The sequence below is a fragment of the Magnetococcales bacterium genome, from assembly GCA_015232395.1.
Classification (GTDB): domain Bacteria; phylum Pseudomonadota; class Magnetococcia; order Magnetococcales; family JADFZT01; genus JADFZT01.
Map to the genome: position 1 here is coordinate 123,528 of JADFZT010000001.1, position 23,123 is coordinate 146,650.

The 23,123-nt window shown below is 55.4% G+C and carries 21 protein-coding genes; 10 read left to right on the plus strand and 11 right to left on the minus strand.

Annotation, left to right across the window (positions count from 1 at the left end; genetic code table 11):
- Positions 1–385: 385 nt before the first annotated feature.
- Positions 386–1,972: a phosphoglycerate dehydrogenase gene (locus HQL52_00580; protein ID MBF0367930.1), complete on the minus strand. Its 1,587-nt coding sequence runs from the start codon at positions 1,970–1,972 to the stop codon at positions 386–388.
- A gap of 141 nt (positions 1,973–2,113) precedes the next feature.
- Between HQL52_00580 and thiD the strand changes: the two genes are divergently transcribed.
- The 7 genes from thiD to HQL52_00615 all read left to right on the plus strand — a co-directional run bounded on the left by thiD (position 2,114) and on the right by HQL52_00615 (position 9,182).
- On the plus strand, positions 2,114–2,920 hold the full coding sequence (gene thiD / locus HQL52_00585) for a bifunctional hydroxymethylpyrimidine kinase/phosphomethylpyrimidine kinase (GenBank protein MBF0367931.1): 807 nt from the start codon (positions 2,114–2,116) through the stop codon (positions 2,918–2,920).
- Between the two features lie 348 nt (positions 2,921–3,268).
- Positions 3,269–3,862: a hypothetical protein gene (locus HQL52_00590; protein MBF0367932.1), complete on the plus strand. Its 594-nt coding sequence runs from the start codon at positions 3,269–3,271 to the stop codon at positions 3,860–3,862.
- Complete coding sequence (locus HQL52_00595; protein MBF0367933.1) at positions 3,852–4,598, plus strand: regulatory protein RecX; 747 nt, start codon at positions 3,852–3,854, stop codon at positions 4,596–4,598. The genes HQL52_00590 and HQL52_00595 overlap by 11 nt, the downstream gene beginning before the upstream one ends.
- A gap of 44 nt (positions 4,599–4,642) precedes the next feature.
- On the plus strand, positions 4,643–7,270 hold the full coding sequence (gene alaS / locus HQL52_00600; GenBank protein MBF0367934.1) for an alanine--tRNA ligase: 2,628 nt from the start codon (positions 4,643–4,645) through the stop codon (positions 7,268–7,270).
- A 92-nt stretch (positions 7,271–7,362) separates the two neighbouring features.
- Complete coding sequence (locus tag HQL52_00605) at positions 7,363–7,650, plus strand: hypothetical protein (protein ID MBF0367935.1); 288 nt, start codon at positions 7,363–7,365, stop codon at positions 7,648–7,650.
- A gap of 234 nt (positions 7,651–7,884) precedes the next feature.
- The gene (locus tag HQL52_00610) at positions 7,885–8,646 is read left to right on the plus strand and encodes a hypothetical protein (GenBank protein ID MBF0367936.1); all 762 of its coding nucleotides are present in this window, start codon (positions 7,885–7,887) and stop codon (positions 8,644–8,646) included.
- Positions 8,646–9,182, plus strand: coding sequence for a hypothetical protein (locus HQL52_00615; GenBank protein ID MBF0367937.1), 537 nt, complete (start codon positions 8,646–8,648; stop codon positions 9,180–9,182). The genes HQL52_00610 and HQL52_00615 overlap by 1 nt, the downstream gene beginning before the upstream one ends.
- Positions 9,183–9,214: 32 nt before the next feature.
- Here the strand turns inward: HQL52_00615 and HQL52_00620 are convergent, their stop codons facing one another.
- The 6 genes from HQL52_00620 to HQL52_00645 form a co-directional block, all read right to left on the minus strand.
- Positions 9,215–9,820 (minus strand): hypothetical protein, encoded by a 606-nt coding sequence (locus tag HQL52_00620; GenBank protein ID MBF0367938.1) that lies wholly within the window; start codon positions 9,818–9,820, stop codon positions 9,215–9,217.
- A gap of 191 nt (positions 9,821–10,011) precedes the next feature.
- Positions 10,012–11,190 (minus strand): radical SAM family heme chaperone HemW, encoded by a 1,179-nt coding sequence (hemW, locus tag HQL52_00625; GenBank protein MBF0367939.1) that lies wholly within the window; start codon positions 11,188–11,190, stop codon positions 10,012–10,014.
- A gap of 168 nt (positions 11,191–11,358) precedes the next feature.
- On the minus strand, positions 11,359–12,081 hold the full coding sequence (rph, locus tag HQL52_00630; GenBank protein ID MBF0367940.1) for a ribonuclease PH: 723 nt from the start codon (positions 12,079–12,081) through the stop codon (positions 11,359–11,361).
- 111 nt (positions 12,082–12,192) lie between these two features.
- Positions 12,193–13,692, minus strand: a complete 1,500-nt coding sequence (locus tag HQL52_00635; GenBank protein ID MBF0367941.1) for a (Fe-S)-binding protein — start codon at positions 13,690–13,692, stop codon at positions 12,193–12,195.
- 93 nt (positions 13,693–13,785) lie between these two features.
- Positions 13,786–14,496 carry a respiratory nitrate reductase subunit gamma gene (locus tag HQL52_00640; protein ID MBF0367942.1) on the minus strand — a complete coding sequence of 237 codons (711 nt, stop codon included), beginning with the start codon at positions 14,494–14,496 and terminating at the stop codon, positions 13,786–13,788.
- 258 nt (positions 14,497–14,754) lie between these two features.
- Positions 14,755–15,090 carry a TusE/DsrC/DsvC family sulfur relay protein gene (locus HQL52_00645; GenBank protein ID MBF0367943.1) on the minus strand — a complete coding sequence of 112 codons (336 nt, stop codon included), beginning with the start codon at positions 15,088–15,090 and terminating at the stop codon, positions 14,755–14,757.
- A 515-nt stretch (positions 15,091–15,605) separates the two neighbouring features.
- On the opposite strand from HQL52_00645, the gene HQL52_00650 reads away from it, so the two are divergent.
- Positions 15,606–15,917 carry a (2Fe-2S) ferredoxin domain-containing protein gene (locus HQL52_00650; protein ID MBF0367944.1) on the plus strand — a complete coding sequence of 104 codons (312 nt, stop codon included), beginning with the start codon at positions 15,606–15,608 and terminating at the stop codon, positions 15,915–15,917.
- A gap of 27 nt (positions 15,918–15,944) precedes the next feature.
- Here the strand turns inward: HQL52_00650 and dapE are convergent, their stop codons facing one another.
- From dapE to HQL52_00670, 4 genes are all read right to left on the minus strand, one after another.
- Positions 15,945–17,081: a succinyl-diaminopimelate desuccinylase gene (gene dapE / locus HQL52_00655; protein MBF0367945.1), complete on the minus strand. Its 1,137-nt coding sequence runs from the start codon at positions 17,079–17,081 to the stop codon at positions 15,945–15,947.
- Entirely contained in the window at positions 17,082–17,933 is an 852-nt protein-coding gene (dapD, locus tag HQL52_00660; GenBank protein MBF0367946.1) for a 2,3,4,5-tetrahydropyridine-2,6-dicarboxylate N-succinyltransferase, read from the minus strand.
- 203 nt (positions 17,934–18,136) lie between these two features.
- Complete coding sequence (locus HQL52_00665; protein ID MBF0367947.1) at positions 18,137–19,369, minus strand: succinyldiaminopimelate transaminase; 1,233 nt, start codon at positions 19,367–19,369, stop codon at positions 18,137–18,139.
- Positions 19,366–20,346, minus strand: a complete 981-nt coding sequence (locus HQL52_00670) for a murein peptide amidase A (GenBank protein MBF0367948.1) — start codon at positions 20,344–20,346, stop codon at positions 19,366–19,368. The genes HQL52_00665 and HQL52_00670 overlap by 4 nt, the downstream gene beginning before the upstream one ends.
- 472 nt (positions 20,347–20,818) lie before the next feature.
- On the opposite strand from HQL52_00670, the gene HQL52_00675 reads away from it, so the two are divergent.
- Together HQL52_00675 and folK are read left to right on the plus strand one after the other, a co-directional pair.
- Positions 20,819–21,664 carry a D-alanyl-D-alanine carboxypeptidase family protein gene (locus tag HQL52_00675; protein MBF0367949.1) on the plus strand — a complete coding sequence of 282 codons (846 nt, stop codon included), beginning with the start codon at positions 20,819–20,821 and terminating at the stop codon, positions 21,662–21,664.
- An 828-nt stretch (positions 21,665–22,492) separates the two neighbouring features.
- Positions 22,493–23,005: a 2-amino-4-hydroxy-6-hydroxymethyldihydropteridine diphosphokinase gene (folK, locus tag HQL52_00680; GenBank protein MBF0367950.1), complete on the plus strand. Its 513-nt coding sequence runs from the start codon at positions 22,493–22,495 to the stop codon at positions 23,003–23,005.
- Positions 23,006–23,123 lie beyond the last annotated feature (118 nt).

Consider the following 23,123-nt stretch of genomic DNA (forward strand, 5'->3'; position numbering starts at 1 on the left):
CCTAAATCTTGCCTCACTTTCAGCAAAACACTGGATTTTCTTGAAGATTTGGTTTTTCCTTGAGGGCAATCGTCAGCTCCCTGGATCCCCGCCTTCGCGGGGATGACGGCCGTAGCTGTCCCACCCCGCCCCGATCCCAGCCTGGATCCCCGCCTTCGCGGGGATGACGAGTCAGGGAAGAGTGTTCAATTTTGAGATAGAACTGCTATACTAAAATCAAAAATGGTTGTCAATATGCAACCATTCCAAAACTACAAGCCAAACCAGGAACCAAATCCCTCTCCGGAAAACAGAAATAAAAAGGGCCTCCCAAAGGAAGCCCTTTTAATCAACTCAAGCTGATCAACTCAAACCTGATCAACTCAATCTGGATAGCAGCGGTCCATCAATACCGAACCAGCTTCACCTCCAGCACGTTGTCCAGCTGCTTCAAGGCAGTCATCACCTTTTCGGGCACATCCTGGTCGATGTTGATGAAAGCGATGGCGCGTCCCCCTGCTTTTTGGCGGCCCAGGTGGAAGTTGGCGATGTTGATATCATTTTCACCCAGAATCGTCCCCACCTTACCGATCAAGCCAGGCGTATCCTGATTGGCGATAAACAGGAGGTTCCCCTCGGGGGTGGCTTCGATGGGGACCTCGTTCATGGCCACCACCCGGGGCTCACCATCGTGGAACACCGCGCCGGAGATACACCGCTCCCGCTTTTCGGTGGTGATGGTGACGTTGATCTGAGCGGTGAAGCCCCGTTTGGAGCGGCTTTTGGTGGTTTCCACCACTTCAATCCCCCGCTCCTCGGCAATGACGGGGGCGTTGACCATGTTGACCCCGGTCTCCAGCATGGGTGCCAGCAGGCTGTTGAGGATGGTGTTGGTGATGGGCTTGCGATTGAGCTGGGTCACTTCTCCTTCATAGGAGACCACGACGCGTTTGACGCCGGATTCGGTCAGCTGCCCCAGAGTCGTCCCGAGCTTGTCCCCCAGGTTCAGATAGGGACGCATGGCGGGAAGCTCCTCTTCGGAGACCGAAGGGATGTTGAGGGCGTTTTGTACGCTGCCCTTGAGCAGATAATCAGAAATCTGCTCGGCGATCTGTACCGCCACATTCACCTGGGCCTCTTTGGTGCTGGCTCCCAGGTGGGGGGTGAAAACCACATTGTCGAACTCAAAAAGAGGATTATCCTTGGCAGGCTCTTTTTCATACACATCAAGCCCGGCTGCAAACACCTTGCCCGACTTCAGAGCGTCGTAGAGGGCTTTTTCGTCCACCACCCCCCCTCGGGCGCAGTTGATCACAATCACCCCTTCCTTCATCTGCTCAAAAGCCGACGCATTGACCACATGACGGGTGTTGGGGGTCAAGGGGGTGTGTATCGTCAGGACATCCACCCGGGGCCAAAACTCTTCCAGGGTGGGGGCCAGCTCAATCCCCATATCCTCGGCCCGCTCCTTGGAGATAAAAGGATCGTAAGCCAGCACCCGCATTTTCAAGGCCTGAAACCGCTCCACCACCAGAGCGCCAATGTTGCCGGTACCGATGATCCCCAAGGTCTTGCGATAAAGCTCCCGCCCCATAAAGCGACTCTTTTCCCACTTGTTGGCCCGGGTGGAAGCGGTGGCCTGGGGGATGTGGCGGGCGGCGGCCAGGGCGAGAGAGATGGTGTGTTCGGCGGTGGTGATGGTGTTGCCGAAGGGGGCGTTCATGACGATAATCCCCTTCTTGGTGGCGGTGGGGATGTTCACGTTATCCACCCCGATACCGGCCCGGCCCACCACTTTCAACTTTTCACCCGCCTCCAAAATTTCCGGGGTCAGCTTGGTGGCGGAACGAATGGCGATGCCGTCGTAAGCGCCGATAATCCCTTTGAGCTCTTCAGGGGTAAGCCCGGGCTTGTAGTCCACTTCCACTCCCCGGGCCAAAAAAACCTCTTCGGCCTTGGGAGACATCTTGTCGGAAATCAGCACTTTTGGCATTTTGGCTTTTCCTTGTTTCCTTGTTTCCTTGAATCCGGATGGTTACACCCCGATCACGATGGCGTTCGCTCCGGGGGGGTGTTGCGCCTGTTAAAATGATCATCGCTACAAACTACACACTGAAAGCGGGGGAAGACAACCATGACTGGTAGGGAAGCGCAAAAAGTGGGGCGTATTTTGGTCGTAGCCGGTTCTGATCCCACCTCCGGGGCTGGATTGCAGGCGGATCTGAAAACCATCACCGCCTTGGGCGGCTATGCCCTCACAGCCGTCACCGCCGTGACTGTTCAGGATAGCGCCAAGGTCCATCGGGTGGTGCCCCTGAATCCGGAATTGGTCCAGGCCCAAATCGAAGCGGTTTTGGGGGATATCGGCGCGGATGTGATCAAAATCGGCATGCTGGCCACCCCGGGGATTGTCGAAATGGTGGCTGATCTCCTGGACCGCCATGCCGATCTGCCCGTGATCGCCGATCCGGTTCTGGCCGGTACCGGTGGTGGCACCCTGCTGGATGGCCCGGGGCTTGATCTCTTCCGGGAAAAACTATTACCTCGCCTCACCCTGATAACCCCCAATCTTTCCGAAGCGGCACGCCTCACCGGTCTGCCGGTTGATCATCTGGCCCAGATGAAACCAGCCGCACAAAAGCTGGCGACCTACGGCTGTAGTGTGCTGATCACCGGGGGACATCTGCCGGGGGAGGAGGTGGTCGATCTGCTTCAACGGGGTACTCGCAGCCACTCTTTTTCCGCCCCCCGCCTGCCCGGAGCAGGGTTTCACGGCACCGGCTGCGTGCTCACATCCGCAATTGCTGCGGGGATGGCTGGGGGGCTTTCCCTGGAGGCGGCGGTTGAGCTGGGTCGAAAAGTGGTTCGAAATGCCATTATCCAAAGCCTCCCTTTGGGCGGTGGGCAGCGTTTATTGAATGTCGAAGACCTTCAGGATTGATCCAAACAAGCCCGGCATAATGGATCAAATGAAATTGGGAAAGGGGCTGAACGGATAGCCGGGAGGGGGGTTAAAGCCATTCAATATTTTTAACCGAGTGGTCATATAAATCATTTTGAATAGGTGACCAACTGGGGGGATTGACGATATACTGACGCCATTTGGATCCGCAAAGATGGGATTCCACCATGAATGGCGGTGACGCTGAGGGTGGAAGAGGTGATTTTCAGTCACCCCCCGCCCACCCTGCCCAGGCTTAAAACGCCTGGAGAAGGGAAGACCGATATCAGTGGCAGGTATTGGGGCCATCGATCTTCAGTGTTCACACGGCAAAAAGGCTTTTTCAGCATGGCTACGCTCAACCAACAAGAGGTTACAGAGGTCACCGCTGAAAATTTTCAGTTCATACTGGAATATGCCAACCAAAAGATGGGCACCGAGTGGCACTTTTCCCCGACGCCGGTAGAGCGATTTCAGGCCATACCCGACCAGATCGACCCTGAAGGAGCGGCGATCACGGCCCTTTCAGCCTGGATCCGGCGCCACCTGAAAAAATCCACCCGGGAGCGGATGTTCCAGGAACTCCGGATTCAGGAGTTCGAGCGGGCCAAAGGCTCCACCCAGGTGGCTCTTTCCAAAGAGACACGTCTGATCCTGAAGGCCTATCGGGACCAACTTTTCGGGGAAGGCAAGGGTTCCACGGAAACCGCCGTACGCAAGCTGCTGGAAAGCGCCCACCGCACCCTCTCCCCCCAAGCGTATCAAAAATTGGAGGCGTTCCGCCAAGAGCAGGGCCTCGACACCCTGGATCAGGCGGTGGATCGACTCACTTCCCGGGTTGAACCCGACCCCACCAATCCACCCCTCAAAGAGGCCCTGGAAGCGTTGCTCAATCAGCTGAAAAGCACCACCACCACCGAACTGGAACCCTATGGTCAATAAGGGAGATCGAAGGGGTGGCCCCAGCAAAAAAAGCCTCTCTGAACGATCTGGCGCCAAACCCCGGTTGCCTCTCTCCCAAAGCGATGATCAGCCCGAATGGACTTCCACGCCCCTGGATCAGCCGGATTCAAACTTTGACCCAACCGATGCCCCTGATTCAAAATCCATTGAGCCCGATTACCGCCCCGTTTACGATCAGGCGGTTCGACTGCTCAGTCGCAGGCCCCACGGTGAGGCGGAGCTTAGGCAAAAACTCCTGCGTTCCCAAAGGGATCCCCAAGCCATTCAGCTGGCGATCCACCGCTGTCGGGAGCTGGGCTATCTGGATGACCGGGCCTATGCCCAATCCCTGGTTCGCAATCGTCTGGGGATGAAAGGGTGGGGGCCGCAAAAAATCCGTGCCGAGCTACGACACAAGGGAGTAGAAGAAAATCTCTCCAGGGAGGTCGTGGCCGATCTTCTGGGTGAGGCCGACTTGGTGGAACTCGCCAGAAAAGCGCTGATCAAACGGTTTGGATCAGGCCCGAAGCTTGCACACCAGGGGGATTGGAGCCAACCTGAAGAGACAGTGGCTGGTTTTGATGGGGAAGAGGCCAAAGAGTGGCAAGAGGAGGGTGTTGGGATGGACGACCCTCGAAAGAGCTATGCCGCCAAAGCCAGGCAGCGTAAAAAACGGTATGATTTTCTGGCCCGTCGGGGTTTTGATCCCGAAACGATTCGGCGGGCTTTGGAGTGATCTTCCGGCCGTCGGGAGAGCTTCCATATTGAGGTAGACAAGGCATGACCGGAGACGACATCCGCAAGCGGTTTATCACCTTTTTCCAGGGGCACGACCACACTCAGGTGGCTTCTTCCAGCCTGATTCCCCACAACGATCCCACCCTGCTTTTTACCAATGCCGGGATGAATCAATTCAAGGGGGTTTTTTTGGGGGAGGAGCGCCGCTCCTATAAACGGGCGGTCACCTCACAAAAGTGCGTCCGGGCGGGGGGGAAGCACAACGACCTGGAAAATGTCGGTCGCACGGCGCGCCACCACACCTTTTTTGAAATGCTCGGCAACTTTTCCTTTGGGGATTATTTCAAGGAAGCCGCCATCCCCCTGGCCTGGGAGTTTGTCACCGAAAATCTAAAGCTTCCGGTGGATCGGCTGTTGGTGACGGTGTATGCCCAGGATGACGAGGCCTATACCATCTGGCGGGAAAAAGTCGGCTTGCCGGAAGATAAAGTGGTGCGCATCCCCACCAGCGACAATTTTTGGTCCATGGGGGAGACCGGTCCCTGCGGCCCCTGTTCGGAAATTTTTTATGATAACGGCCCCGACATTCCCGGTGGCCCGCCTGGCTCTGCTGATGAAGATGGCGACCGCTTTGTGGAGATCTGGAATCTGGTCTTCATGCAGTATGACCGGGATAGCGAAGGAAACCTCAATCCCCTGCCCAACCCCTGCATCGATACCGGTGCCGGGTTGGAGCGGATAACGGCCATTCTTCAGGGCAAGACCAACAACTATGATTCCGATCTTTTCCAGCCCCTGATTCAGGCAGCCGCTGAAGTGGCCGGTATCGCCTATGGTCAAGCACCGGAGTCCGATGTCTCTCTGCGGGTGATTGCCGATCACATTCGCGCCGCCTGTTTTCTCATCGCCGACGGGGTGTTGCCTTCCAACGAAGGGCGGGGCTATGTGCTGCGTCGTATCATGCGCCGGGCCATGCGCCATGGGCAGATGCTGGGGTTGAAAAAACCCTTCATGCACAATCTGGTCTCGGTCTTTGTGGCGTTGATGGGTGGGGCCTATCCCGAGCTTGCCAGCCAGAGCGGCATTCTGGCAATGGTGATTGAAAACGAGGAAAAACGGTTTGCCCTGACCTTGGGCACGGGTCTTAAAATTCTCGAAGAGGCCCTTTCCGGACTCAAGCCAGGGGATGAACTGGACGGGCAGACCGCCTTCACCCTTTACGACACCTACGGCTTTCCGGTGGATCTCACCGCTGACATCGCCAGGGATCGGGGGGTGGGGCTCGATATGGCGGGTTTCGAGTCCCATATGGCGGAGCAAAAAAAGCGCGCCCGTGCGGCTTGGTCCGGCGCGGGGGGCGAAAAGGTCGCTGCTCTCTATCACGAACTGCGGGAAGCCACCGGGCCTTCGGAATTTCTCGGTTATGTGGCCGAATCCGCTGCGGGGGTCATTCAGGGATTGGTATTGGAGGGAGCCCGCGTTGATCGGCTGGAAAAGGGTCAAAAGGGGGCCATCCTCACCAATCAGACCCCTTTTTATGGGGAGTCGGGGGGGCAAGTTGGGGATCAGGGGGTCATCACCACCGATACCGCCCACTTTGTGGTCACCAACACCCAAAAGCCCCTGGGGGATCTGACGGTCCATCAAGGCTTTCTCAAGTCCGGGGAGCTGACGGTGGGGGATGCTGTCACCCTGGAGGTGGATCAAGAGCGGCGGAGCAACATTCGCCTGCACCACTCCGCTACCCATTTTCTCCATCATGCCCTGACCGAAACCTTGGGCAGCCACGTCAAGCAGGCGGGTTCCCTGGTGGCCCATGATCGACTACGGTTTGATTTTTCCCATTTTCAGGGCCTCACCCCTGAGGAGATCGAAACCCTGGAAGAGCGGGTGAATGCGGGCATTCTCGCCAACACCCCTCAGGAGACCACGGTGATGACCCCGGAAGAGGCGGTCGCAGCGGGGGCTCGGGCGCTCTTTGGGGAAAAATATGGCGAAGAGGTGCGGGTGGTGCGCATTGGGGAGACCATGGAGTTGTGTGGTGGCACCCATGTCCAGCGCTCCGGAGATATTGGGCTGTTTCGGATTCTCTCTGAAAGTGCGGTGGCGGCGGGGGTGCGACGAATTGAGGGTGTGTGTGGTCATGTCGCTCGTCGGGGGTTACGGGGGGAGGTCCAGCTTTTGAACCAGGCGGCGGAACTGATGAAGCTGCCGGGTGGTCAACTGGTAGAGGGGATCCAAAAACTGCTGGCTCGGCAAAAGGAGCTGGAGCGGGCGTTGGATAAGGCCAAATCCGATCTTTCCGGCAATCTGGTGGGGGATCTGGCGGCTCAAGTGAAGGATATCAAAGGCATTCCGGTGCTGGTGGCCAAGGTGGAGGGTGTGGAGGCCAAGGGGTTGCGGGATCTTTTGGATAAAATAAAAGATCAGCTGGGCTCCGGCGTGGTACTGTTAGGGGTTCCGGCTCCTGGCAAGGTGAGTTTGATTGCCGGGGTCACCAAGGATCTGACTGGTCGCATCAAGGCGGGGGATCTGATTCGATTCATCGCCCCCCAGCTGGGTGGCAAGGGGGGAGGGCGTCCGGATATGGCCCAGGGTGGGGGCACGCGGCCTGAACAGCTGACCGAAGCGTTTGCGGCGGTTCCGGCTTGGATAGAAGAGCGCACCTGATCATCGACTTAAACACGACTTGAACGTTGGAAGAGCGGCTTACTGATAAGCTGCTCCTCCCGTTGCTACTCTTTAAGGAAGGTTCTGGCATCATGCATAAGGTAGAAAAAAAGGATTGTATCCATTGCGGCCAACCCATGCCGCTTTGGGCGGTCTCCTCCCACGACTATTCCGATGGCCTGGGTTTTGGCACCCCGGTGATGCGGGTCTGTTTTAACGACGAGTGTCCTTTTCACGTCAAGGGTTGGAACACCATGCATGACAGCTATGGCCGGATTGGCAGCGTACGTTTTTTCTTCAACCCCTTCGACGGCGACAACGGCGCCCTTCCGGTGGCGCACAAGGATGCCATGCGGGGGGATATCATTGAGGAGGAGTGAGAACGATACGCCCAGGATGTCGTTTCAGTTTGGATAAACGCCCAAAAGGTATTATGATCATATACTAAAGGGGGCATGCCCTACTTCTTCAGCCAAGCCTGAAAAGTTTAGGCGTGTCTCCGGTAGAGTTTGGTCTTTCATTTGCTTCCATAAGGATTCGTTTGGCTGATCCATATCATCCATCCCGGATGAGGGCTCTGGAAAAACAGACTTGACTGTCTGGAGAGACGACTCATGAAAAACAGCCACGAATACCGCTTCATCATCGACGGCTTTACCCCCGAAACCATCCCCATGGCCCGTCTTGCCGAGTATATGGCTGACTTGGCAACGATTTTTGGTGAGCGTGAATCCGTCCATTTTGGAGGAGTGGAGTCCGGCAGTGCGAAACTTATCCCATGGGTCGAACCAGAAGCGGCACCCAAGGTTAAGTTCAACATCGAACAAGCCAAGGCTGGCCTCGCTCCCAAAGCCGCACAGGACGCCATCCACAACATTGACAAACTCCTCCGCGAAGACAATACGACTGGACGCCTTACCAATAATGAGGGGGCGGAAATCATTCCATTCCCTGGACGAGAAGCCCCTACCCCCACGACTTACGGTCCTTTCAATCAGGAAGGTAGTCTGGACGGAACTGTTTTCAAGCTGGGGGGCCAAAAGCTGGGTGGCCAAAACGACCTTTATCCTGTAGGATTGCAGTCTGAAAATATTGTTTATAACTGTGTAGCCAGTTTATCTCTGGTTAAATGCCTTAGTAAATTTATTATGGGGCCGGAACTGCGTGTCTGGGGGAAAGGTCGGTGGTTCCGGAGTGAAGAGGGCCAGTGGGAGTTAAGAAAATTCAGGATCAATAGCTTCGACCCGCTTGAGGAAAAGAAACTCACAGAAGTGGTGAAAGAACTCAGAGCCATTCCTGGCAGTGGATGGAATGAGATAGAAGATCCTTTTGCAGAGTTACATCGAATTCGACACGGTGATGATGGAGTGAGTTGATGGTTGTTTTTGATTCCACCTTACTGCTTGTTTTCCTCAATGAAAACACCAATATACCGAATGACCCGACAACAGGCCTTCCGGTCGAAAAAGCACGTGAACGAATCGATCACCTAATTGAAACCTTAGATAAAAACAAAGTCAAAATTATCATACCAACACCAGCTCTAAGTGAAGTTCTGGTTAGAGCTAAAGCTGCTGGCAATGAATATCTTCTACGTCTAGAAAAATATTCGTCTTTTCAAATCACTCCATTTGAAAAGATGGCCGCTATAGAACTGGCTGAAATGACAAAAAAGGCCATCAAAAAAGGTGATAAAAAGGGAGGAAGCAGCGAAACGTGGGCAAAAGTCAAATTTGATCGACAAATTTTGGCCATTGGCAGAGTTGCCGGAGCTTCTACGATCTATTCGGATGACAACGGCTTAAAAGAAACGGGACGTATGTTAGGGTTCAAGATTCTATCACTGGCCGATCTGGATGTACCGCACAAGCAGCTTTCCTTTTCAAAAGAAGAACTCTCTCATTCAGATTGATCCAATCTGATAAGTCATATTCCATCCCCCTATCAAACCACGCTGCCTGCCTTTTTCACATCCTGCTCTGTCCACCTCAGTTTGAGATAAGCCAGCCCGATAAAACCGTTGACCAGTGGGGTACGCAAAAAATGGAAGGCGTCATAGAAGGGATTGAAGGAGTAGCTATTCCATTCCGGTGGCGTCCAAAAAAAACGGAGAGCCAATGCATCCATCAGAATAAAGAAACAATGGATCACCACCATCCCTAGCACCAGTCGGGAGGCATTGCCACGGGACAAGCGCCAGGAGTCGATAAATTGAACCCCCTGGCCGAGGGCGATTTTGGGAAACATCAGAAAAAAACGAAATATCGGCAGGATAAAAATGACGCTGGCTGCGGTCGCAAAGATAATGTGTGCATCCGGGATAAAGGGGATGGGGGGCAATTTGGGCCAGACAAAAAGTGAGAAAATCGCAAATACAAAGAGGACGATCATCACCAATACCAAAGGAAATAACACCACCAACACCAGATATTGAGTCTCCCTCTTTCCAAAGCGAAGATGGAACCATCCACCAGGGGTGGGGGTAGTCTTTAACACCACATGATACCAAGGGATGGCAAAGGCGACATAAAGATATCCGCTGAGAACCACACCTATGATTTCAATGGCGAAAGGAGGGCCTGCTGGTGAGGCATATTGATCCAAGACCAAATGGATAGCCAAACCACCCAGAAAAGGTATGGTAGCCAGACGGAGGAAAATGCGGAAATGGCTGACCAATAATTGCAAAGATTCGGACAGTGTCTGAAAAACATAAATTTGGACTGGCATCATTTCCCTTTCTAAACCAACGCCACCATCACCCCATCCCCCAGCAGAAGCCCCTTATCCGTCAGCCATACCCGCTCCGGCGTCACCCTCACAAGCCCCTCCTCAACAAATCGTTCCACCTCCCGAGGCTTCCTCTCCAGCAAATCCGCCCCAGCGATCTCTCTGTAAAGGGCGCGTGCCATCCCCTCCTTGCGTCTCAAACCCATCAGCAAACACTCTGAGGCGGCCTCTTCCGGGGAAACAGGGGTCATGGGGGGGATGGCGGGGGGATCGGCTTCCATGGATTCCATGTAGCTCTCCGGGCTAACGGAATGGACTGAACGATGGGTGGCGCCATCCTCGCCAGTCCACTTGCCGTGAGCCGAAGCCCCCAGCCCCAGATAATCCCCAAACAACCAGTAGTGATCGTTGTGGCGGCAGGGATAGCCCGGTTTGGCAAAGTTGGATATTTCGTAAGGCAGGTAGCCATGATGAGAGAGAATCGAGCGGGTTTCCTGGAAAAGCTCCAGCTGGATCTCCTCTTCCGGCAGCCTTCGATCCATCTTGCGGACATGAAAGGGGGTGCCAGGCTCAACCGTCAGCTGATAGCAGGAAAGATGCTCCGGTGAAAATTCAAGCGCCCGGAAAAGCTCCCCCTGCCACTGCTCCAAAGTATGACCCGGCGTGCCGAAGATAAGGTCCAGATTGAGATTATCCACCCCCGCCTCCCTGGCAGCAACAATCGCTGCTTGCGCCTTGGCCAAGCGATGGGGGCGCTCCAGCTGCTTCAGGCGATCATCAGAAAAAGCCTGAATCCCCAAGCTAAAGCGATTGATCCCCGCTTCCAGATAACCCGACAGACGTTCCACGGTGACCGATTCGGGATTCGCCTCCAGAGTGATCTCACAGGTAGGAAAAAGATCGAATTGGTCGGAAATGACCTCCAGGATAGTGGCGATTGAGGCGGGTTGAAAAAGGGAAGGGGTGCCACCGCCGATAAAAATTGAGGCCAAGGGACGATCATCTGTGGCCAGCCACTGCCGCCAAGCGCGAATTTCTTTTAGAAGAGAGTGAGTATAGCGTTCTTCCGGAAGGGTATTTTCTACTTGGGAGGCAAAATCGCAGTATGGACACTTATGGGCGCAGAAGGGGAGGTGAAGGTAGAGGGATAGGGGGCGGTTTTTGGGGAGGGGAAAGGTTTTTAAATACAAGATCAAGACCTTGGGGGCTTCGCCCCCAATCCCCCGGGGGGTTGGAAAATCAAGATCAAAGGATGAAAATCAAGATCAAAAGATTAGAAGCAAAATCTAGATCAAAATCCAAACCTTGGGGGAGGGAACTCCCCCAAACCCCTACCTTTTTTTAATAGTATAAAACCATTATTTCGTCAGCAACGCCTTCTTTTGGGCAGCAACCAGCTCCTGAATCCCCTTCTCAGCCAAATCCGTCAAATCATTCAAATCCTTCCGACTAAAAGGAACCCCCTCAGCCGTCCCCTGAATCTCAACAATCCCACCATTCGCCGTCATCACAAAATTCATGTCCGTATCACACGTCGAATCCTCTTCATAATTCAAATCCAAAAGAGGTACCCCACCCAACATGCCACAACTCACCGCACCTAAAAAATCAGTGATCGGCAACTCACCAATCCGACCCTGATCCTGCAACCAACGACAACAATCCATCAACGCCACAAAAGCACCCGTAATCGAAGCCGTCCTGGTCCCCCCATCCGCCTGCAACACATCACAATCAATCCAAATCGTCCGCTTGCCCAACTTCGGCAAATCCGTCACCGAACGCAAAGAACGTCCAATCAAACGCTGAATCTCCAACGTCCGACCACCCTGCTTGCCCCTGGTCGCCTCACGAGATGAACGATCATGGGTCGAACGCGGCAACATGCCATACTCCCCCGTCACCCAACCCCGATCCTGATTACGCATCCAACGGGGCTGACGCTCCTCCACACTCGCCGTACACAACACCCGGGTCCGACCACAGGAAATCAAACACGAACCTTCCGCATGCTCGCTAAAACCACGGGTGATGGTCACCGGGCGCAGTTGATCCGGTGAACGACCGTCAGGTCTCGACATACTGATTTACTCCAGAAAGAAAAAGATAAAAAGAGACGAAAGGAGAAAAAAGGCAGGCAGCTCTGCCGGGTCCAAGAGGAACCCCGGACCCGGCAGAGTGAATTTCAAAAGCTAGACGATACCCTTTTTGGCACCCAGCTGAATGGCATTACTCACCAACTGATGCACACCACCCACGGTATCCATGGGGATGCCGTACATGGGAAGGATCTTGGTAAACTGCGCCTTACAAATCGCACAGATCAGACCCAAAAAGTTGACCCCATTCTTATCCATCACCCGCTTCAAGGCCGTCACCCGAGGCAAAGCCCCCTTGATGCGAATGTCCATCAATTCGTCGGTCAAAATACCGCCACCGCCACCGCAGCAGAAGGTCTTCTCACCGATGGTATCCTCATCCATCTCGACAAATCGATTGGCCGTGGCTTTGATCAACTCCCGGGGAATCATCATCTGGCCACCCGCATGGGGCCCCATCCGGGTCGCCCGGGCCACGTTACAGGAGTCGTGGAAGGTAATGACGTGCTCGTCGTTGGCCTCCTTGTCGAAGACCAAAGCACCCTGTTTGTAAAGATCGTGGGTAAACTCACAGATGTGCTGGGGCACCGGATAGTTGGGATCCAGAAAGTCGAACGGTCCCATCAGGGTGTTCCAAAAGCTGTAAGCCGCACGCCAAGCGTGACCACACTCACCCACCACGATCCGTTTGACCTTCAACTCCCGGGCCTGCTCGGCAATCCGGGAAGCAATGCGACGCTTGTTCTCATAAGAACCGATAAACATGCCAAAGTTGGCAGCTTCAGCGGCATAGGAGCTGATGGTGAAGGAGATGCCGGCTTGATGAAACACCTTGGCATAACCCATCAAAGACATGATGTGGGGCTCAGAGAAAAAGTCCGCCGAAGGAGGCACCAACAAAACATCCGCCCCCTCCTGATCCAGAGGCAAGCGCACTTCGTGGCCGCAATTGTCCAGCATGTCCTCTTCCAGGAACTCCAGGGTTCCCTTCAGAGCAGGCTTGGGAATGCCCAGGTTGTTGCCGATTTCGTGGACCTTGGCGACAATTTCGGTGGTATATTTATGACCCACACCGATGGCATCCATAATCTCCCGAGCCGCCATGGTGACCTCAGCGGTGTCGATGCCGTAAGGACAAAAGACCGAGCAACGCCGACACTGGGAGCATTGGTGGAAATAGGTGAACCACTTGTGCAGGGTCTCTTCGTCAAACTCGGCAGCCCCCACCACACCCGGCAACAGCTTACCAGCCGGGGTAAAGTAGCGCCGATAGACATCCCGCATCAGCTCGGCACGCTGCACCGGCATGTTGTTGGGATCCTGGGTGCCCAGAAAATAGTGGCACTTGTCGGCACAGGCGCCGCATTTGACGCAGATGTCCATGAACACCTGGAGGGACCGATACTTTTTCAGCATCTCCCCCATCTTTTCGATGCCCTTTTCCTGCCAGTTTTCCACACGCTCCCCGGGGAATCCCAGGGGGGCCATGTGCTTGTCTACGGCAGGATAGGGTTTCAGGTGCCCCGTGGTCCCCTCTTTCAGGGGAGGCGTCTCGATGTCTTCCGGTATTTCCGGAACCTCGTAATCAGCCACGTACCGACTCCTCGTTTCAGATCAGTGAAATCCCGGGGGAAGCCGGTAAGGCTCAACCCGAGTGGATCAATCAGGAAAAACTCACGCTGCTCTTTACTTGTCAGCCCAGGGATTGACGTGCCGCTTTTCCCGGGGATTGTCCACCTGATAGCGGGTGGGGGCAAAAAAGATCCCACCAAGATGCATCAGCTTGCTAAAAGGAAAGAGCAGGATCAGCGCAAAAGCCATCAGCAGATGCAGGATGAAAATCCAGTCGCCAGCCATCTGGGGGGAAAAGCTCTGGAAAGGCACCAGAAGATCCACCATGGAGGCCTTCACCGCGACGATGTCCGGGCGGATAAAAAATTTCATCACCAGACCGGTAAAGCCGATGCCCAAAAGCAGCAGCAACCAGCCATAGTCAGCCTTGGAAGAGATGTAGCGCACCCGGTCGATAAAGATCCGGCGCAGCAACAGCACCCCCAGACCACCCATCATGGCCAAACCCGCCAACACCCCCAAAATCTGGATGTGGGCAAACAGAGGGGGGAGGGGATCCACAAAGTAGCGCAGATGGCGGATCGCCACCAAAACCAAGGCCCCGTGGAAGGCTATGGAACCCGCCCAGGCCAGTTTGTCCCCCTTGAAGAGGCTGTTGAAAAGGACCACTTCCAGAAAAAGCCTTCGAATCACCCCAAATCGACTGGTGGGGGCTGGGGTCGTGGCTATCTTGAGGGGTGCGGTGGATCGCAGGTAGGTCGAAATCCGCCACACGAAGCCGATGACAAAAATACCAAGGACGAGGTATGCGAGGACCGTAAGCATGCGGTTTTCCCGTCAGGGCGCGAGTTATCGTTAACGGCGGCGGGAGGTAAGCCCTAACCCGATTGCAGGTGTACAGGACTTCCTTTCTGTTCTGTACAGAAACAGAAAACCGCCTTCACATAGGACGAAAACCGGTTCCTCCCAGGATAGGCAGACTGCATGCCTCCCCTGGGAAAAACCGGTTTCGAATACATCAGACCAGTCTGGCTTCCGGCTCTTCCCAGGCGTGTTGCCTTGGGAAAAAACCGGAAAAAAAAATCAGACGCAGCCAGTCGGCTTGGGGAGGCCAGCAATCTTACAGGCTTGCTTGGCCGGACCGCCGGGATACAGATCGTAGAGATATTTGGTGTTGCCCTTGTCCTTACCAAGCTTTTTACCAATCGCTTTGGTGAGGATGCGGATCATGGGAGCAATTTTGTACTCTTCATAATATTCCCGCAGAAAGTTGACCACTTCCCAGTGGGAAGGAGACATGTCGACATTCTCGGCTTCAGCGAGGTACTCAGCCACTTCCTGGCTCCAGTCACCAAGATTCACAAGATAGCCATCTTCGTCAGTTTCGTAGGTTTGTCCACTCAGTTCAAAACTCGGCATGATTTCGTTCTCCTCTACTTTCCTAAACTAGGTTATATATCCCCGTTCCATCCAGACATATTTGATTGGGCCTGCCCGGGAGCCAAATGAAAAACCCGGACTTGCCACCCGGGAGCTTTGTTATTTTTTGCAAGGCCGGAGCAGGAAAAAAAACCCGAATCCAGAGGCCATGCCAGACCAGACTAACCCCGCACCCCGAAGCGAACATTAGATTATCATGATTTTCGAATAAGGCAACCCTTCTGTCACACCCGATTTGGATTTTCACAGGGCCAAAAACGGGGGGGGTGCCTCACCTTAAAACGCGAAATCGTCACCCAGCCAAAACCGGGGAGAGCACCTGACTGATATTTATATCTCCATGTTGACTTGATTGCAAAGGGCACCCAGAATTGATCGCATAATTTTCTGATGGATCCATTCTGAAGATACCGGTCAGGGCCTCGTCAGCCATGCCCCAAACTCAGGATGACCTTTAGGAAGGAAACGACAAAATCAGGGAAGGAGTAAAGATGATCAACAAACCCAAACACCACGTATTCGTCTGCATGAACACCCGGCCTGAAGGCCACCCCAGGGGCTCCTGTGGCGCAGTGGGGGCCGGTTCCATTCGGGACGCCTTTGCCAATGAAATGGAAAAACGCGCCCTCTTCGAGCAGATCTACCTCACCGGCACCTCCTGCATGGGGCCTTGCGACCAAGGTCCTACCGTCGTGGTCTATCCCGAAGGGGTCTGGTATGGCCGGGTCAAGCCGACGGATATCACTGAAATCGTGGAGCAGCATCTACTGGGTGGAGAACCGGTCGCGCGACTGCGCATCGGCTGAGTTGGCGTGAGCAAACCCGGTTTGGGATCAGGCGGGAAACAGGCGGGCCAGCAGCGATTGGTAAATTTTGGCCAGCCCCCGCAGATCCACAACCGGGCAGCGCTCATTCACCTGATGGATGCCCAAGGCGACCAAACCAAACTCCAGGGTCTCCGGGCAATATTGCGAGATAAAACGCGCATCCGATGTCCCGCCACCCGTGGAAAGCGCCGGTGGATGGCCGGTCGCCTCGGCAATCGCCCCCTGCAACGCTGGCAGCAAACTCTCCCCCCGGGTGCGAAACGGCAATCCCGAAAGGGTGGTGTTCAACTCATAATCCACCCCGGAGCGATCCAAAACCCCACGAATGATCGTCTCCAACCCTTCCGGCGTCTGTTCGGTGTTAAACCGCACATTGAAGGTGGCACGTATCTGCCCCGGAATCACATTGCTCAGCCCCCCCGAGGTCAAGCCCGTAAACTGAAAGCTCGACGGCTGAAAATCGGCATTCCCTGCATCCAAAACAGTCTCAGCCAGCTGCCCCAGGGGTCCAAAAGCGCGATGAATGGGATTATCCGCCAGGTGGGGATAGGCTACATGGCCCTGCACTCCCCGGATCACGATCTCGCCGTTCAATGAGCCCCGGCGGCCATTTTTGATCACATCTCCCAGACGCTGGCTACAGGTAGGCTCCCCCACCAGACAGTAGTCCAGCCGCTCCCCCTTCTCCTTCAGCCAATCGAGAACCCGCCGGGTGCCATCAACGGCATCCCCCTCCTCATCGCCAGTGATCAAAAAAGAGAGGCTCCCCCGCTGGGTAAAATCGGGCTGCCGGGCGAGAAACCCTTCCACACCGGCCACCATGGCGGCCAGCCCCCCCTTCATATCGCTGATACCCCGGGCGATAATCTCCCCCTCCCGAATCTCACCACCGAAGGGATCCACCTGCCAAGCGTCCAAATCCCCGGAAGGCACCACATCGGTGTGACCCGCGAAGCAGAGGTTGGGACCGACATCCCCCAGGCGGGCATAAAAATTATCCACCTCGCCAAAGCGCAAGGGGTGCACCTTAAATCCCAACGCCTGAAGACGTGCCACCACGATCCCCTGGCAGCCGTGATCAGCCGGGGTGACAGAAGCCACCCGGACCAACTCCAGGGCCAAATCCAGGGGATCGTGGGCCATCTAAAATTCCCGCAGCAGTTCGTTGATGGCGGTTTTGGAGCGGGTACGGGCGTCCACGGTCTTCACGATCACGGCACAGTAGAGATTGGGACCGGGAGAGCCGTCGGGGAGGGGTTTGCCGGGCAGGGTTCCGGGCACCACCACCGAATAGGGAGGCACATATCCCCGATGAATCAAGCCCGTTGTGCGATCAACGATGGGGGTGGAGGCCCCGAGATAAACCCCCATGGAGAGCACCGAACCCTCACCGACGATCACCCCTTCGGCCACCTCGGAGCGGGCGCCGATGAAGCAGTTGTCTTCGATAATCACCGGATTGGCTTGCAGTGGCTCCAGCACCCCGCCAATACCTGCGCCGCCGGAGATGTGGTTGTTTTTACCGATCTGGGCACAGGAGCCCACCGTGGCCCAGGTGTCGATCATGGAACCGGAATCCACATAAGCGCCGATGTTGGCATAGGAGGGCATGAGCACCACACCCGGGGCGATATAGACCCCCTTGCGCACGGTGGCGGTAGGCACCACCCGAAAGCCCCCCTGGCGAAAGCGGGCTTCGTCCCAGCCGCTGAATTTCAGGGGCACCTTGTCAAAATGGGGGGCTCCGCCACCGGGAATCACGACATTGTCGTGGAGCTTGAAAAAGAGCAAAACCGCTTTTTTAACCCACTGGTTCACCACCCAGCCGTGGGTAGCATCGGCGTGGTCGGGATTTTTTTCCGCCACCCGCAGTGCACCGGAATCCATCCCTTCGATGGCTTCCAGCACGGCATCCCGCACAGCGCCTTGGGTCTGGGGGTTGTAGTCGGCCCGGTTTTCCCAGGCTTGTTCGATGGTGGTTTGCAGTTCAGACATCCGTTTTCCTTAAACTCCCTGTAATACGTGTCTCTTCATCCGGCAGCGCTCTGTCCATTACAGGGAGCCCTGACTTGGTTAAAGAGGGTTCGAAGCCAGTTTTTTTTAAGAGGACTGGCCTATTGAAAAAAATGTTTAAATCCAACGATCGAAGAACAATTTCCAGCACCAAACTCCGTCATAACGCCTGGAATGCTCTCCTCTCAGCCGCTCATCTCCCGGGCCAGGCGGGCAATGCGCTCCATCGCCTGACGGTTTTCATCGAGAGTCGCCACCAACGCCACCCGGATGAAGGGATCTCCGGGATTTTCCCCGGGGGCACATCCGGGGCAGCCCTTGACCGCCGGGCGGCCCAGATAACCACCGGGCAGCACCCGCACACGGTATTGCTCGAACAACTGCCGGGCAAAAGCCTCTCCCCCCCCCGGCACTTTAAGCCAGAGATAAAAACCGGCATCGGGACGCATCACCGGCAATACCGGAGAGAGAATTTCCAGAGCTGTTGCCAATTTTTCCCGGTAGAGCGCCCGGTTTTGTTCCACATGGCTCTCATCGGCCCAGGCGGCGACGGCGGCCTGCTGTATGAAGGGAGGGGTGGCGCAGCCGGTATAGGTGCGCAAACGAAAATAATCGGCCAGCACCCCGGCATCCCCCGCCACAAAACCGCTGCGAGCCCCCGGCATGTTGGAGCGTTTGGAGAGGGAGTTGAAGGCCAGGCAGCGGCTGAAATCAACCCGCCCCAAACCATAAGCGGCTTCCAGAATGCCTGGCGGGGGTTGCTCATCCCAAATTTCGGAATAGCACTCATCCGAGGCGAGAATAAAATCGTGCCGCTCGGCCAGGGCAATCAACCTTTGCAGCTGCTCCAGGGAGTAGACTGAGCCCGTGGGGTTGGAAGGGGTGCACAGATAGGCGATCCGGGTGCGACCAAGCAGCTCCTCCGGGAGGGATTCATAGTCGGGGAGGAAGTGGTTTTCAGCGGTGGCCTCTACCAGTACCGGTTCGGCCCCGGCCATGTGGGCCGCCCCTTCATAGATCTGATAAAAAGGATTGGGCATCAGCACGACAGGGGGGGGGGCCTCATTCCCCTCCCTTCCCACCACCGCCTGGGTAATGGAAAAAAGCGCCTCTCGGGTACCGTTGACCGGCAACAGATGCCGCTCCACATCCAGATGGCCTTCCGGCAGTTGATAGCGCCTCTCGATCCATGCCGCCACCCCCTGCCGCAGGGGCAACCCCCCCCGGGTGGAGGGATAGTGGGCGAGACCGTCCAGGGCCTGGGTCAGCGCTTCCCGGATAAAGGGGGCCACCGGGTGACGGGGTTCACCGATGGCGATATCGATGGGACCATATTCACCACGGGGCTCAACACCTTTGAGGAGTTTGCCCAATTTTTCGAAAGGGTAGGGGTGCAAACGCTTCAGACGTGGGTTCATGGTGTTTTTGAGCCGACAGTCACATCCCCACCCTTCTGGGCCACATCGATTCCCTCGTTGGCAGCCTTGAAGGTTCTGTCGTGGGCTTGATTGGGGTCAAAAATATTGCCTCTGAGCCACCCCACCAGATCCCGCCAGATCCGTCGCTGCTCCCCTCTGGATGGCATAATTCCTGCGTAGCTCAGTTCAATGGTGATAATGGGAATTTGTTCCTGAACACCCGCAAAACGCCCCAGGGAACCGGGGTAGGTGCCCATCAGATCCAGATGCAAATGGCCCAGTTTTTTCGGTGGTTTGGGCCGATGGCCGTCAAAGTCCAGGAGCCCCAGGGGAGCATGTATCGAGATGATGACATGGGGCTTGAAGCGCACGATCTCTTCAGCCAGCCATCGGGACTCAGGCTCACTCAAAGGGGCTTGACCGGGATAGCGGCGGGGATCTCGGCCCGTACGGCGGACCCAATAGTCCCGGGACTCTTCCAACCAGTTGAAGGTGGGAAAGTTGCGGTTGAGATCCACCCCGTTGGCATTCATGCGTTGGGATCTTTTTTGCAACAGGCCGTCGGGATTGACCAGGGGTAAAACCCGCCAATGAAACAGACCGGAATGATAACGGTCCAATGTTTGCATCCATTTAAAGGCAATACTGACCGAGGAGTATTCATCACCGTGGATTCCCCCCAATACCATCACCCGGGCCTGGGGTTCACGGTTGGAAAGCGGCGGATACTCTTTCAGGGCCAGCGCCAGACCATTGACGGATTGATAACCGGTCGGGCGCAGATCGGCAGCATGACAGCTCTCGGGAGAGACACTTCCCAGCTTACGACCGATCTTTTGGCAGAGTGCCTGAACCGACCCCTCTCCCGTAACCGGGGAAATGGGAAGGGTCACGCTCCTGCCGGAAAATTTTTGGCCGGAATCGGTTTTTTTGACGGTTTGGGGACTGGCATTGGCCAGAGTCGCCTTTTCCACCATATCCCGAACCCCCTCCGTGGTGATGACGGAGGTATCGTGAACAGAACGGGAGGGACCAGCCCAGGAGGCATCCGTCCCAACAAATACGCTAACTGCAAGCAGCGTAAGGAAAATATAACGCTTGATGGAAAGGGTCTTACTGAAAAACCCTTCCGGGTGGGATCGGTTCATGTGGCTCCCGCCTCTGGGTGAAAAGGGATTCATTTTTGGGATCAGTGTGATATGATCGCCCTTTCTACGGCACTCGGGAAAAACAAGTCAAACAGATAACTGCGTCACCCCCCCCTGCGGGAACAGAATCCTCTACGTGAAGGACGGTGTTGTGCAGGGTTTGGAAATTCGAGATGGAATGACTTTTTTGGGGAACCTTCCCCAACGCCACCCGCTCCAAACCCGGGTGACACAAAACAACGCCGATTTGACACAGTCGGCCCCGGATTCGTCAAGTGGTGACTCTACGGGCGCAAAAAAAATGAAAAGACGAGACTTCATAAAAGCAATCGGATTGGGGGTGGCAGGAAATTGCCTCACCACTCCGGCCTTTGCAGGATACTCCAGGCGGCCTCCGGTCATCGCACCCAAGCCCCGGAACGAACAGGTATCCACATACTTGCGTAAAATGCGGGAATTCGACCGGGATCACTCCACCGACGTTTTTCTCAGTCAGAAAAAATTCCGCATTCTTACCTCCACCAAACGGCGGCTGGAAAAAATCCAGTCTACCATCGGTCACGCCAATTTTCATCTCCTCGATTTTGACGATGCCCTGAAGGCAGCCAACCGCTTTTCCGATGTCGGCTCCTTTCTGCCGGAAGAGTTGGATCTCCTGGAGATGGTTTTTTACGAATCAGCCACTGAATATGGCTTCTATGGCGAAAAACCGATCAAAAATCTAACCGACCGAATCCCCAAGCGGGAAGTGGTCAAAATCCCCGGATCAGGCAATTTTCTCTACAAAGGGCTGCCTTTACGCACCTATTATTCCGTCAAAAAAGAGCTGGGTGACAAGATCGTTCTCACCTCCGGTGTACGGGGAGTCTCCAAGCAGTTCATGCTCTTTTTGCGAAAAACCTACGAAAGCGGCGGCAATCTCTCCCGCGCCTCCCGCTCTCTGGCTCCCCCAGGCTATTCGTTCCACGGCATCAGCGACTTTGACGTGGGCCAAAAGGGCTTTGGGGCTGCCAACTTTACCTCACGCTTTATCACCACAGACGTCTATAAGCGCTTGGTGGAGCTGGGCTATCTGCAACTACGCTATCCCCGGGACAACCTCCTTGGGGTCCGCTTTGAGCCCTGGCATATCAAGGTCAACACCTAAGCTTCGTTCAATTCGAAATCCACTCCCGGCGCCAGCCTTACCCAAAGCGCCGGGAGTGATTTCAGTTGAGCGGCCCGCCCCTCTGACACTCTACTAAAGCACCCCTCTACCCCACCTTCCCAGCCATAACCGATTCCACTGATCTGCCCCAAGTTAACCCCACCCCAATGGCTTGTCTTGCCATCGTCCGTGTCTAGAATATAGTCGTTCCTTTTGGGAATGTTTTGGGGATGGCACATCGTATAGCAGTTCTATCTCAAAATTGGACACTCTTCCCTGACTCGTCATCCCCGCGAAGGCGGGGATCCAGGGGACGATCCGCTCAAGCCGGGAAAGGGCAAGCCCGTCATCCCCGCGAAGGCGGGGATCCAGGGGACGATCCGCTCAAACCGGGAAAGGGCAAGCCCGTCATCCCCGCGAAGGCGGGGATCCAGGGAGTTGATGGTTGCCCTCAAGGAAAAACCAAATCTTCAAGAAAGGCCGGTATTTTGCTGAAAGTGATGCAAGATTTGGAAAGGTTTGCGCCAAACTCCCTGGATTCCCGCATTCGCGAGAATGACGACAAAAATGCAATGGCATATGTCCAATTCTTGATTTGAATGGCTATAGTCTCTTTGACAATAAAACCAAGACCTTGGGGCTGCGCCCCAAACCCGCTGGAGTTGGTAAGGCAAAATCAAAAGATAAGATCAAAAGATAAACCGTGGGCTCTGCCCACACCCGGTAGGGGGATAATCCCCCTACACCCCTAATAGTAAAATCAAAAGCAAAAGATGCATATATCTGATCCACGCATTTTCCAACCCAAAAGCCATCCCTGTGAATAGCATCACTGCCTGGATCGGCCTGGGAGCTAACCTGGGAAAACCCCAAAAAACCCTCACCAACGCTCTCAAAGCCCTCAACAACACCCCCAACATTCAACTCCGCCAATACTCCAACCTCTATCGCAGCGAACCCGTGGGAAGCCCCAAGGGAGTACCCTGGTATCTCAACGGCGTCTGCCAGATCGAAACCACCATCGATCCCCACGATCTACTGAATATATTGCAAAAAATCGAAGCCAGCCAAGGACGTGACCGCACCAGGGAAACGCGCTGGGGAGCCCGCACCCTGGATCTGGATCTGCTGCTCTATGGCAACCACATCATTGATACACCCACCCTCATCATACCCCACCCCCGATGGCACCTGCGCCGCTTCGTACTCCACCCCCTGGCAGAGCTGGCCCCTGAGCTGATTCACCCCCTGCTGGGTAAAAGTGTTGACACCCTTTGCGCAAGTGTCGATGATCCCTCCCGGGTAATCCGGCTGCCGAAGTGGAATCCGACCCTGTTTTAAAAGGGCGGATATCTGAATCCTTCCAGGCCATAGCTTGCCCAACACAATCACCCTTTTGCCTGGATCGACCCCAATGCTGGTGGGCCGGGACAATCCCATAACCCTGACGGGAAACCTC